This is a genomic window from Vibrio profundum, from assembly GCF_050337555.1.
GTDB classification, from domain to species: Bacteria; Pseudomonadota; Gammaproteobacteria; order Enterobacterales; family Vibrionaceae; genus Vibrio; species Vibrio profundum.
On record NZ_JAKJTA010000028.1, the window covers coordinates 1 to 12,891 of the forward strand.

The following is a 12,891-nucleotide window of genomic DNA, read 5'->3' on the forward strand; positions in this document are numbered from 1 at the left end:
GAGCAGAGCACGAAGCGGGAGAGAGAAGATACCTTTTATCATTAGGGCGGTTTCAATCGCCGTGTCGGTGTATTGAAACCCTCGACCTCTCTTGCCGTGATGGGTCATACATTTCCAGGCTTTCACCGCTGAATCGTCAATCCAAAAAGTAACCCCGCCACGCTGACAGAGTGCTTGGTTGTATGCTCTCCAGTTCGTGATTTTAGCTTTCGACTTACCCATTTTTGTATCCCAACAATCATTCTCAAAAGATCAGATCGTAAGGATGGAAAAAGGTTCAATCGATTTGGGCAACAACGCCATAACAAACCCTAACGTTTGGATTGAAATGTATAACCAATGCTGAATTGAAAAGGGGCAAGTCTAATCTTCACATTCTCATGATGACTCTAGAAAACGGTCAAACGTTATTGGATCTAGCCAAACTTTAATTCTGGGCCTACACCAATAGGTGTAAGCTGCCCCTTATGCGAATGATGGAATCACAGTAGCGGGTTGAACAGGTAGAAAAGTCGCTCAAAAAATCGAAAGTGCAATTTTCTTTTACGCCATTCAGCCAGTTTAACTGGATGAGAATGTTCAATATAGCTTTGCTGTAATTGGTGCATCTGCTGAGTGAAATGCACATCGTCGATGGCTAAGGTTAGTTCAAAGTTCAGCCATAGACTGCGCATGTCCAAGTTGACTGTTCCGACGAGGCAGAACTGTTCATCGACCACAACGGATTTTGTGTGCAGCAAGCCGCCATAAAACTCGTAGATTTCTATTCCTGCTTCTAACAGCTCAGTGTAAAAGGCGCGCGATGCCCATTGAACCATCAACGAGTTATTTTTATGGGGAATAATCAGTTCCACTTTAACGCCTCTTTGCGCTGTCATCCTCAATGTTTCGAGCAAATCGACGCTCGGCACAAAATATGGCGTGGTGATCCGCACCGAGACATTGGCTTGGTTAATTGCCAGAGTCAGCACTTGTGAAATCAAGTGATCTGGCATCCCGGGCCCCGATGGAACCACTTGCACTGGGTGTTGAGGTAGGTCGGGTTCAATCTCGCATTCAGGAAGCGCGGGCAAGGAGCGTGAGCCTGTTTCCACTTCCCAATCCCAGCAGTGGATAGCAGATAACACGTTTACCGTTGGGCCCGTAATTCGAACCATGATATCTATCCATTGACCCAGCCCTGACTCTTGTTTGAAATAGGCAGGATCGACTAAGTTCATTGAGCCCGTATAGGCAATCATGTCATCAATTACGATAATTTTTCGGTGCTGGCGAAGATCTAACCTGCGCAGGAAAATACGCCAAGGGCTGACTTCCAACGCTTGCACAATATTGATGCCCGCTTTTTGCATCATTTTTCGCCAAGGGCTTTTGAAAAAGTGCGCGCTGCCAGCCGAATCGACCAAAAGCTTCACATCAACGCCACGTTGTGCCGCTTGTATTAGCGCGGACGATACCGCGTCGGCAAGTCCACCCGGATACCAAATATAAAAGACCAGCCGAATGCTATGCTGAGCCGATTCAATGTCGGCAATGATTGAGCGCAGTATCTCTTGGGGTTCATTTTTGAGGGTCAGACTATTGCCGCTCAGAGCAGGCAAACCTAACCGGTTGTTACACAACTCATCTATTCTGGAAATGTGGCGGCCTAGGGTTTCCCGTGAGTGAGCTTGGCAATCATTCAGTTGGGAAAACCATTGAGCGAAAGGCTTCAACATTTCTTTGGCTCGGTCGGCTCTTTGCCGTCCTAAGTTAAGCTCACCGAATAAGAAGTAGCAAAAAACGCCCAAGATAGGGATGGTGTAGATAATCAATAGCCAAGCGAGCGATACACTGACGGAGCGGTGCTTCAATACGGCGCGTATGGTGACACCAGCAACCAGCAACCAGTACAGCGCAACACCCGCTAGGGTGAGAAAATGATAAAACTTATCCATTTCGGTGCTCATATAAAACAATCAGTTAAATAGTAAATCTAAAGTCGTCGCGAAGGGAAGCAGAATAAAAATTTGTAACAGTTTTGCTTAAGTCTATGCAACTGAGAGATGCTGCCAATCACTGTAAAAACAAGCACTGTGAGAATAAGCGCTGTTACAATAAGCAGCGTAAAATCAAGTACCGCTAAAAAGCTAGAACTGAAACGATAGAACGAAAATGCTAGAAATATAGACGGAATATCCAGCTGTTAGTTCAACTGCTGCATAGTAAAATATGGTGTTTGGTTTCCGAAGTATGAAATATCACCACTAATTCTGTATAAAATAGCAGCATATAATGGCTGTGAATGATTTTGTGGCTGAAAATAAAGCTGTGGGCTTTCAATGTTACTCATGAAATGCTTTACTTGCCATAGATAGGGGTTATAGCTACTTTGGATTTTGTGTAAATTATATTTTACATTCGCCATGTGGCTCCACCAAAACATAGAACAAAATAGCAAGTGGTAAAGCAATTATGGCAGGCAGTTCGCGAGGACATTTCTCATCTCGACTCGGATTTATTATGGCAGCAGCAGGTTCCGCTGTTGGATTAGGCAATATCTGGGGCTTTCCGACTCAGGCAGCCAGTCATGGCGGTGCGGTGTTTCTATTTACCTACCTTTTGATGGTGTTTCTCGTCGCCTACCCGATGTTGGTCGCAGAGTTAACGATTGGTCGCTACGGGCAATCAAACCCATTGCGCTCCCTGAAAGCAGTTTGGCCGAATGGAAAACTAGGTGCTGTCTTAGTGGGTATTGGCGCCATGATTGCCGTTTCAATGATTTTGAGCTTTTATGCGATTGTTGCTGGTTGGTTGATGGGGTCGTTCTTTGGCAGCGGCCTAGAGCTGGTTGGTTTGCATCAAGCTGCAAGCTGGCTGACGGAGTTTGGTACTACTCGTAACCTAGTGATGATGGTGGCGTTCATGCTGCTCACTATGTACGTAGTGAGAAGTGGAGTGACGGACGGCATCGAAAAGTGGTCGAGCCGATTGATGCCTGTGCTGTTTATTTTGTTTGGTTTGATGATAGTCTACATCCTGACTCAGCCGGGCGCGATGGCAGGTTTGAAAATGTATCTAGTGCCTGATTTTTCTCACTTCGATACCAAAGTTGTCGTCAGTGCGATGGGACAAGCCTTCTTCTCATTGTCGCTCGGTGTGTGCGCTATGATGGTGTACGGCTCGTATCTGAATAAAGATGCCAACCTACCTAAAACCGCGGCGCAAGTTGCCTTGGTGGATACAGGTGTTGCGTTCGGCGCGGGGCTATTAGTGTTGCCAGCGATGTTTGTGGCGAAGCACTACGGTGTTGAGATTTTCTCACCAAGCGGCGAACTGCTTAGCTCAGATACCTTGGTTTTTCAGGTGCTTCCAGCGATGTTCCATTCTATGGGCACAATAGGCACCTTGGTTAGCGTATTGTTCTTTGCTGTGATGATTATTGCAGCATTAACTTCGTCTATTTCTATGCTAGAAGTTCCGGTTGCTTGCGCTATCGAAGAGCTGAAACAGTCTCGCGCTGTGGCTGTTACGTGGATCGGGGCACTGATAACGGTGATCTCAGCGATCATTGTCTACAACTTTGCAGACATGTTCGGTTTAGTGGTGAAAATTACCACAGTCTACGCCCAGCCGATTTTGAGCTTATTTATCACCCTGATTGCTGGCTGGTTGTGGCAACGTAATCAAGTGTTGGAAGAAATATCCCATGGCTACCCAGAAATGAAGCAAAGCTGGTTTTGGAAAATTTGGCCAACCTATGTGAGAATCGTCTGCCCAGTGCTGATGATATTGGTGTTCTTTTTCTCATAATTTCTTTCATGGACATTCATCTTGTTAAAAAAGCTGCTTCGGCAGCTTTTTAAGTGGCTGGCGTTTGGTGATATTAGTCCGTCGGAATGATGAGATAATTAGTAGAATGGGTATTAGTTCAGTATAATCGCGGCCTGCAAATAGAAGGCATAGCATGTTCGATATACTCTATTCTCACGATGACTTCATCGTTATCAATAAACACCCTAACGTTTCTGTACATAAAGACGACGGCGATACCATGTTGGTGCAAGAAGTCGCGACGCAAGTGAATGCCGAGAAGCTGTTTCTCGTACATCGCTTAGACAAAATGACCTCTGGCATACTGCTACTGGCACGCAGCTCGGCCTCTGCCAGTGCGCTTTCTGGGCTTTTTGCCGCTCGCACCGTCGAGAAGTATTACCTAGCGATTGGCGCAAAAAAGCCAAAGAAAAAGCAAGGACTGGTGATGGGTGATATGGAGCGTTCGCGCCGCTCATCTTGGAAGCTGGTTAACTCAACCAATAATCCAGCTATAACGCAGTTCTTTTCCTTTGCGGGTGAACCTGGTGAACGGGTCTTTTTGTGTAAGCCCCACACGGGGAAAACTCATCAAATACGTGTTGCCCTTAATTCTGTTGGCTCAAGTATTGTTGGCGATCCGATTTATTCCAGCGATACAGGAGCGGATAGGGGATACTTGCATGCGTTTAGTCTTTCATTTGACTACTTAAACCAGACATTTCGCTTTGTGTGCGACCCGCGAGAGCACGCTGAGTTAGGCCAAAAATGGCATAGCCAAGCGGTGAGCGATGTGATTGATTCGATTGTCCAACCTTGGCAACTTGCTTGGCCAAAACTAAATAATAGAGAAAATCATGCAAACGACTGAACTACCCATTTTTTTTCAGCATATTGAAGCGGAACTTGCGCAAGTGCCAAATGAGTTACGCCGACTATTTCATGGCCGTGGCCGCTGCTGGGCAGGGCTTGAGCAACTGACGTGTGATTGGCTGCAAGGGCAGTTGGTGGTGAATCTGTTTAAGGCGGCTGATGACGCCTTTATCGCCGATCTTAGGCAAGGGCTGTTGACGCTCACTGAATCAGAGGCGTGGAAGGCCAAACAAGGCCGCTGCGTGCTGCTGCAACACAGATATGAAAGCGGTGCGCCTTCAGAGCTTATTTTTGGCGAGCTCGATTCCGCACCAGTGGTGTGCGAAAACGGATTGAAATATCAATTAGATGTTGGCCGAAACCAAAACATGGGCTTGTTTCTCGACATGCGTTTAGGGCGTGAGTGGGTGCAAAACAATGCTGAACACAAGAACGTGTTGAACCTATTTTCTTACACCTGTGGTTTCTCTGTTGCCGCCGTGGCGGGAGGTGCAGATCAAGTGGTGAACTTAGATATGGCCAAATCGTCACTGAGCAAAGGCCGAGAAAACCATAGGCTGAATGAACATAATACCGCGAAAGTGAAGTTTTTTGCCCACGATTTATTTAAATCTTGGGGCAAGCTGAAAAAGCAGGGTCCATACGATTTAATTATCATCGACCCACCATCCTTTCAAAAAGGCAGCTTTGCGTTAACTAAAGACTATCAAAAAATTCTGCGTCGCTTGCCAGACTTTTTATCTGAAGGCGGCCAAGTACTCGCCTGTGTGAATTCACCAGCCGTGTCAGAAGAGTTCTTAATCACAGGTATGCAGCAAGAAGCGCCAAGCTTGAAGTTTCAATATCGATTAGATAACCCATCAGAATTTAGAGATATTGATGAACAGGCGAGTTTGAAAGCGTTGGTGTTCGGGTAATCTCGGATATTGCAGTATGAGTGGGGCTGTTTTTTTCAGAAGCTTGACTAGCTAGTCAAGCTTTGCCCATCATTTTTTTGAACGCTATAACTAACTTGAAGTGGTGGGTCTTTCGTATTCGCTGAGAGATTACTCTGCGTTTCACTCTAACTCACCCGCAGCAATCCAGTCTTCAATGTTTATTGAGATAGTATTTTGCTATAAAAAGCGCATAATCTTGCTATACAACACTCAAAGAAGACATTACCTGTGAACAACTTTCAATATTATTTCCATCAACTTCCTTGTTTCAATTGTAAAAAAACGACAGTAAATACTGATCTTGGTTGGTTGACGACGGCGATGAAGGATGATGTCGTGGCGCAAGTGGCTGCGATTACCGCTCAAGGCAACGTTGAGGCAGACATTTCGGTGAACGTGACTTGTACTAAAGACGAAGCGCGTGACTACCTATTACTGAACTTCTATGGTTACTCAGACGAAGAACTCGCGGATAACGTTGAAGCGAAAGACGAGCAAGAGGTAGCGGAAGAAATAGCAGAATTACTTGCAGAAGGTAACGATGCAGCAGTCTTTGAACACGAAATCGCATTACAAAGTTGTACTGATTGTGACATCGATGAAGAGTCAAACTAAGCGTAATTATTAAGTTTACGCGTGTTCGTCATACACAATATGATGTTTTATTTAAGGCGTTAGCAGAGTTGAGTTTGCTGACGCCTTTTTGATGCACTTCAATGTCTACACCGCCATAACTTCCCAGTTTTAGCTGAACATGAAGCTCAAGCGGGACATGTTAGCGTCTGTACTATCTATCGTGATATTGCGACATTACAAATGCAAAGGTGCCATTGAAGCTAAATGTCGTTATTTGCCTGAGCATATAAGTCGGCGTAGTCGTCTTCGAAATCGTTAAAGTCGACCGTAGAAAGCCCTAGTACTTCGGAAACCGTTAACTCCACTTCCTGCCAATCAGGGGATACATTGTGACGTTTGGCACGTTCAACAAAATGCTCAGCCATTTTGAGTGTCGCTAATGTCAATTGAGCTTCACTGCCTACAATCGTATCGAAGAATTGTATATTATGATGCTGTAAAATTATGTCGCATATTTCCTTAGGTAAATTCCAAGATGATGCAATGAAATAGCCTAGAACTGCATGATTTGTATTATATTTTTCTTCTTCTAATGCGATGGAGTTACAACCTTTATTATTAGCCTCAATCAGTATCTCTTTGTAGTCTTCAAACCGTAATGCTAACAAAGGAATGCCGCAATTCTGAAATAATCCAACGGTATAAAGCACATCAATTGGGACTTTGTCTTTAATTCTATTCCCAATAAATAACATCGCATTGGCTACGTCTAGTGAGTCATCCCAAAAACGTTCTAATGAAATTGAGGCTTTCCCTTGAAGTGATGACTTTAATAGCAAAGCGGTAATAAGGCTGTTGATGGTTGTCAGTCCGATAATCATAACGGCCTGTTTTATCTCTGATATTGTCCTACTCATGCCATAATAAGGTGAATTAATCACTTTCAATATGGCAGATGACAGCCCAATATCACTCGATATTAAGTCCGCTACAAGATTGATATCTGGCTCTGGTGCCCTCATGATTTCCTGCATTTCTGTCAAGGCTTTTGGTTTTATCGGAACTTGAAAGCTAGATATTATCGACGCCATTTTTTCTTCATCAATGTTCATCATTTTCCCTCTATAGCAAACTGAGTGTCACTAAGTGATAAAGATGAACTTAGGGTTAGTTTTTTGCTAATGGCTTAAGTTAGAAACGGGTTGTAAGGCTCACTTTATGCGTTGCTCTGAACGGTATACCATCCAATTATAGGTGAGAATTCGGTGTTATTCTCGATAGCATCTGCCGCTGTCTGTTCCACAAAAGCGTTTTATGGCGATTGTGAATCTCATCTTGCAAGGGCGATGTAAACATTTCACCGAACGAGAAAAGTGGCGCTCTAACCCGCATATAGCAAGCCCTAGAGCGGAGAGGGAGGGGCAGTAATACCGTTTAATCATATGATGAAATAGGACAAAAACTTGATATTTACAATCTCACACATACTCACGGCAATGTTACCGAACAGATCCTGATACTGTCCTTGTCATGTGGGAGAGGAATAAAGCCCCATGCTAAGTAATAAAGATTCATACTGAATATTAAAGTATCATACTAAAATGGCAGCATAGACATCTTTTTTCTGCCCTTTCTGGCACGTTCCTGTCCCACGGCAGGACAGCACAATAAACCACCGAAAAGTGACGCCGATGATTTTCCATACTAAATTTCATGCGCCACTTATTCCTACTTTCGTTTTAAGTGCACTTAAGTGGGAGTCTAAAACCTGAGGAGCAATTCATGCGTAAATCTGACAAGAAAGTGGATAATCAACTTAGGACTACTTTGACAGAAGTGTGCGATAGTGCATTAGAAAATTTCAAAGGTTTCCAGTGGTTGACTCATTTAGTGAATTACGACAATTTCCCTAAAAGTTTAAAAGTAGTTTGTGTCTTTGATACTAACGATAACCTTTCGACATTTATGGAGAGTGCCAGTAGCCAGGAATTGAGCAAGTTAATTCAAATAAAGCTCCTTGGCGTAGGTATTAGCCTTAAGAATATGACTACTCATATTGCTTATGACACCGAAGAAAACTGTGATAAGAATAATAATGGAAAGTGGTCTGATAGATTGGCTTAATAACTAGCCTAATAAGTCATTCAAGCAGGACAAAAAACAGTTGGTTTTGCTACTGTTTCGCTAATTTTAACCCACTATTATTAGCCTCTTAATGAGGCGTTAACTCCAACTGCTCCATATATACGCTAACCCGAAATATCTTTGTACTTGTGACTGCCCAAACTCATTTCTGTCTATGAACCGTACTGAATGTGCTTAATTTCATTGTTTGGGAGATGAGCGATAACTGCGGTTACAGTCATCGCTCATCCCATTGCGCATGTCGTAGGCATCAGATTTTAAGTCGGATCATTTAGACAACGATTTTTGCTGCCGTAACTTCTCCCTTGTTCACTTCCCCTCACTCAAAGTATGAAACCCTGAATGAATGCGCGTGGCGGTGGTAAACCAACACGCGGCGCCGAACACGTACGCGATTGCTGAGAAGTGCTGGGGCCACAGGCAGAAAGCCACTAAGCAGGCGATGGTTTCTGTGCCTTCGGTCAGGCCGCTCATGTAGTAGAGTGATTTGTGCTTATAAACGGGGCTTTCTATGCCGCGTTTTCCGGCCATAACCGCGAAAGCAAGAAAGCTGCTGCCTGTGCCGATGAAGGAAAATATGAGAAACGCGCCCGCGACGGCATTGTCAATTGGGCTTGCGATGACGAAGGCAAACGGGATCAATGAGTAGAACAAGAAGTCCAAACAGATGTCAAGAAAGCCACCAGCATCGGTTGGCCCTTGAACTCGGGCTAGCGCGCCGTCTAGCCCATCGAATATTCGGTTGAGCAGGATGCAAATAAGCGCAATGCTCATAGAGCCAGCAATGATGGCGGGGAAAGCGCCACAACCGATAATAAATCCAACAATACTGACGTGGTTGGCTTTGACTTTTAGTTTATTGAGACATTTCGCCGCAAGGTTTAGCGGCCATTTTACGACTTGGATACTTACTCTATCTAACATTTAATTCCTCCAAGGCCAGTGTAAGATTTGGCCATCACATGGTGTGTCTTGTTGATCGTGGGTGACTAAAATTGCAGGGATATTGGCTTGGCGCAATTGCTCAAAAACCCAGTGACGAAACTCAGCGCGAATTTGTGCATCTAGCTTGTTAAATGGTTCATCCAGCAAGGCCAATTGAGGTTTGGCGAGCAGCATGCGGGTTAAGCTGATTCTGGCACGTTGCCCACCAGATATTTGGTTTGGCGCTGAATTGGCGAGGTGCGCAAGCTTTATCGTGTCTAACGCTTGTAATACGGCGGTCTCTCGATGCTTCCCCTTTATGCTATTGGGTAAAGCGAAGGCGAGATTTTGCCAAACGTTTAGGTGAGGAAACAAGAGGTCGTCTTGAAACAATATCCCGACTTGGCGTTGATGCGGAGCTAATGAGCAAAGATCGCGTTCGTTCAGTCGAATATGGCCTGAATAGCTAAACTCACTTGCTAAATGCCCAGCAATCAAGCTTAATAGCGTGGATTTCCCACAACCACTTGGCCCCATCAATGCGGCGATTTGTCCGGCTTCTACGGTGAGGTTGAGTCCGTTGAATAATATTTCACTGCTGTTGTTGCGAATAGTCAGATTTTCAACACAAAGTGTCATGTTTGTTTTGAGCTCCTGTGCATTAGTTTTTTACGCGACCACCGAGACTTTCCGGCTAATATCGCAATTGTGAAAAAGACAAAAGGCAGCGCAGCTTGCCATAAGGCGTAAATGGCGGTGACTCGGCGATCAAAACCGCTGGAGAGTGCTACGGCCTCGGTTGTGATGGTGTTAATCCTTCCGCCGCCGAGCATGAGAGTCGGTAGATATTGCGCTAGGCTCACGCTAGCCCCAATCGCCCAAGCGTAGGCGACAGCAGGCCTTAAAATCGGCAGTTTCACCCGTAACAAGGTACTAAGCGGCGATTTACCTAGGCTAAGGGCGGTGTGGGAGTAGTGACTGTTATAGCTTCTCCATGGCCCATCCATAGATAAATAAACGTAAGGGAAAGCAAAGAAGATGTGCGCCCACAGCACCCACAGGAAGTATTGGTTGCTGGCCAGAAATAGCGAAGTAATTTGTATACCTAATAAAACGGACAGCTGGGGAATCAACATAGGCAGGGCAACTACGTAGTTGGGTAGATGCCAGCGATACTTAGCGCGATATTCATGAGCGATGAGGGCGAGCAACAAAGCGCAAGTTGCGCAGCATAGGGCGAGCATGATACTGCTGCCGATCGTTGGCCAAAGGTTTGGCCATTCTTGCTGCCAAAAGCGCGAACTCAGATGGCTGGGCCAAATATCAGGGAAGCGCCAGCGCAGGGAAAAACTCCAGCTAAGCATCAACGGGAACAACACCGTTGTCAGCAAGGTGATCAGGGCTAAAGCAGTTTTGCCGGGTAATGGCAGCCCATAGCGGCCTGAATACTGCCAGCGATGACAAAAATGCATCGACAATTTCTCGATGAATACGGCTAACAACAAAATGAGACTGGCGATGGTAAACAACAACATTGCGCCAGCCGCTGCGCGGGGAATATGGGACAAGTTAGCATCGTTGAACCACTGCCACACTAGGGCCGCGAGTGTTGGCGGCCGATTGGGGCCCATGATGACACTGAGGTCAACGACCGAAACGCCATACGCCAGCACAGAAAACAGAGCGAATCTCATCTTAGGTAGCCATTGGGGCAGCACCACTTTCCACCATAATTGATTGATGGAATACCCCATTGATTGACTCACCTGCGCCAGTTTAGTGACGTTCAATTGCTGAATGATAGGGATGCTCATCAAAATCAAAAATGGCGTTTCTTTTAACGCGAGCACCAATGTTAGGCCGATGGCATGGGGATCTTGCACCAAAGAAAACCAGCTTTTATGGCTAAGGTCGATTGAAAACCAGTGCTGGAAAAGTCGAGCAATCATCCCTGTTGGGGCGAATAGAAATGCAAAGCCAATCGCAAATGCGACGTGTGGCATGGCAAGTAAAGGCGCAATCAAGGCTTCAATTCGTTGCCAAATTTTCCTGTGGTAGATGCCCTGTAAAATGGAAAAACACAGTAATAACGCCAAATAAGTGCTAATGAGTGTCGAACTCACGGTAAGAAGTATCGATCCTGTTAATCCGTGCCACGTGATAACTTGCTGGTAGCCACTCAGTGAAAAGTGGTGCAATCCAACAGGTGGTATGTAACTGAGCGATGCCAGCATCACGGCAAGAAAGCCTGGTATTAGCGGGATGGTACATATCGCGACAACCAATAGATAACTGGGGCGAAGCGCACTAAAGCGCTTTAGCCCGTCCGTCTTAACTGTGCCATCCATCTTAACTATCTTATCGACGTTAACTGCCATAGCGTTTTTGCCATTCTGCATCAAGTGCAGCTTGCCAACTAGGATCTGGCTCGCTGATTGACTTAAACAGCTGGCTGTGTTTCGCACTACCCGTTAGGTATTTCGGCTGTAATATAGAAGGGTCGCCCCATATATTGATGTTTCCTTTGCGCGATTGAGCTTCAGGGCTCATCAAGAAGTTGATCGTGACCAATGCACCTGATTTGGCCGTCGCATTCCAAGGAATTGCGAGGAAGTGTACGTTGGTTAGCGCACCTTCGTTCATCGCGTAGGTTTTGACACTCTCGGCTAGGCGTCCGTTTGCTTGCGCGGCATAGACGGAGTTCGGGTTGAACGAAATAGCGACATCCAGTTGTCCGTCGTCGAGCAATTGCAGGGTTTCGGCTGAGCTGGCAGGGAATTGGTTGCCCCCACGCCAAAGGTATGGATTAAGTTGGTTTAGATAGTGCCAAAGTGGGGCGGTAACAGCGTCGAAATCGACTTGGGATACTGGCTTTTGTAGCTCGGGATTGTTGTGGGTTAATTCAATGAGCGCAGCTTTTAAGAAACTCGCACCGTGAAACTCTGGTGGTTTCGGATACGAAATGGTGCCGGGAAAAGTTTTGGCATAGTTGAGCAGTTCTGCGAACGATTTAGGTGGGTTGTGTAGTTGATGTGAATCGTATAGAAAAATAAGCTGGCCGACTCCCCACGGGGCTTCTAATCCATCGGTCGATACGGAGAAATCTTTGCTGACGGGGAGCGCGTGATTGACTTTTTTCCAGTTCGGCAACTTGTCTACAAATGGCCCATAGAGCAGGTGGTTCTTTTTCAGCGATTGGAAATTCTTGCCATTAATCCAGACCAGATCGACACTGCCGTCTTTGTTTTTTCCAGCGGCCTTCTCTGCTATCAAGCGCGATGTGGTATCGACAATGTCAGCGACTTTGACCTGCACTAAGTTAACGTCGTATTTTGATTTGAGCTGTCTGCTGGCCCAGCGCAGGTAGTCGTTGACGTTTTGACTTCCCCCCCAAGCATTAAAATAGACAGTTTGGCCTTTTGCTTGTTCGAGAGTGTGTTGCCAGTTACCTTGGGCAAGGGCGTATTGCGATACGAAGAATGCAAGTAGAAGAATCAGCAACCTTTTCATAAATTACCTAGTACAGCATGAGAGAGTGAAGACAAGACCGGAGGAGTCCGAGTTTTTATTCAAGATTTGTTTACATTCAAGCTAACCGTAGGATATTTAACCAATAGTGTAAGTCTTGATGGCGATATACATA

General features: G+C 45.5%; 13 protein-coding genes. 5 read left to right on the top strand and 8 right to left on the bottom strand.

Annotated features, from left to right (window positions below):
• The 3 genes from L4C34_RS19070 to L4C34_RS19080 all read right to left on the bottom strand — a co-directional run.
• A partial coding sequence (locus L4C34_RS19070) for a transposase (RefSeq protein WP_428790914.1) occupies nt 1–222 on the bottom strand: 222 nt, incomplete at its 3' end.
• A 260-nt stretch (nt 223–482) separates the two neighbouring features.
• Nucleotides 483–1,937, bottom strand: a complete 1,455-nt coding sequence (gene cls, locus L4C34_RS19075) for a cardiolipin synthase (protein ID WP_428790915.1) — start codon at nt 1,935–1,937, stop codon at nt 483–485.
• A 248-nt stretch (nt 1,938–2,185) separates the two neighbouring features.
• Complete coding sequence (locus L4C34_RS19080) at nt 2,186–2,407, bottom strand: hypothetical protein (protein WP_428790916.1); 222 nt, start codon at nt 2,405–2,407, stop codon at nt 2,186–2,188.
• A gap of 47 nt (nt 2,408–2,454) precedes the next feature.
• Here L4C34_RS19080 and L4C34_RS19085 point away from each other — a divergent pair, with 47 nt between their 5' ends.
• The 4 genes from L4C34_RS19085 to L4C34_RS19100 all read left to right on the top strand — a co-directional run bounded on the left by L4C34_RS19085 (nt 2,455) and on the right by L4C34_RS19100 (nt 6,218).
• Complete coding sequence (locus L4C34_RS19085) at nt 2,455–3,792, top strand: sodium-dependent transporter (RefSeq protein WP_428790917.1); 1,338 nt, start codon at nt 2,455–2,457, stop codon at nt 3,790–3,792.
• Nucleotides 3,793–3,946: 154 nt separating this feature from the next.
• Nucleotides 3,947–4,663 (top strand): TIGR01621 family pseudouridine synthase, encoded by a 717-nt coding sequence (locus L4C34_RS19090; RefSeq protein ID WP_428790918.1) that lies wholly within the window; start codon nt 3,947–3,949, stop codon nt 4,661–4,663.
• The gene (locus L4C34_RS19095) at nt 4,650–5,582 is read left to right on the top strand and encodes a class I SAM-dependent methyltransferase (RefSeq protein WP_428790919.1); all 933 of its coding nucleotides are present in this window, start codon (nt 4,650–4,652) and stop codon (nt 5,580–5,582) included. Before L4C34_RS19090 ends, L4C34_RS19095 begins: the two co-directional genes overlap by 14 nt.
• A 249-nt stretch (nt 5,583–5,831) precedes the next feature.
• Entirely contained in the window at nt 5,832–6,218 is a 387-nt protein-coding gene (locus L4C34_RS19100; RefSeq protein ID WP_428790920.1) for a hypothetical protein, read from the top strand.
• A 221-nt stretch (nt 6,219–6,439) separates the two neighbouring features.
• Here the strand turns inward: L4C34_RS19100 and L4C34_RS19105 are convergent, their stop codons facing one another.
• Nucleotides 6,440–7,294, bottom strand: coding sequence for an HDOD domain-containing protein (locus tag L4C34_RS19105; RefSeq protein WP_428790921.1), 855 nt, complete (start codon nt 7,292–7,294; stop codon nt 6,440–6,442).
• Between the two features lie 667 nt (nt 7,295–7,961).
• Between L4C34_RS19105 and L4C34_RS19110 the strand changes: the two genes are divergently transcribed.
• Nucleotides 7,962–8,303 carry a Fis family transcriptional regulator gene (locus tag L4C34_RS19110; RefSeq protein ID WP_428790922.1) on the top strand — a complete coding sequence of 114 codons (342 nt, stop codon included), beginning with the start codon at nt 7,962–7,964 and terminating at the stop codon, nt 8,301–8,303.
• Nucleotides 8,304–8,633: 330 nt separating this feature from the next.
• Here L4C34_RS19110 and L4C34_RS19115 read toward each other — a convergent pair whose 3' ends face one another.
• From L4C34_RS19115 to L4C34_RS19130, 4 genes are read right to left on the bottom strand one after another with little or no spacing between them, the layout of a single operon-like run.
• Nucleotides 8,634–9,248 carry a CDP-alcohol phosphatidyltransferase family protein gene (locus L4C34_RS19115; protein WP_428790923.1) on the bottom strand — a complete coding sequence of 205 codons (615 nt, stop codon included), beginning with the start codon at nt 9,246–9,248 and terminating at the stop codon, nt 8,634–8,636.
• A complete protein-coding gene (locus tag L4C34_RS19120) occupies nt 9,249–9,887 on the bottom strand; it encodes an ATP-binding cassette domain-containing protein (protein ID WP_428790924.1) in 639 nt (212 codons plus the stop codon). It lies immediately after the preceding gene.
• The gene (locus tag L4C34_RS19125; RefSeq protein WP_428790947.1) at nt 9,884–11,596 is read right to left on the bottom strand and encodes an ABC transporter permease; all 1,713 of its coding nucleotides are present in this window, start codon (nt 11,594–11,596) and stop codon (nt 9,884–9,886) included. Before L4C34_RS19125 ends, L4C34_RS19120 begins: the two co-directional genes overlap by 4 nt.
• A 19-nt stretch (nt 11,597–11,615) precedes the next feature.
• The gene (locus L4C34_RS19130) at nt 11,616–12,758 is read right to left on the bottom strand and encodes an ABC transporter substrate-binding protein (RefSeq protein WP_428790925.1); all 1,143 of its coding nucleotides are present in this window, start codon (nt 12,756–12,758) and stop codon (nt 11,616–11,618) included.
• Between the last annotated feature and the right edge of the window lie 133 nt (nt 12,759–12,891).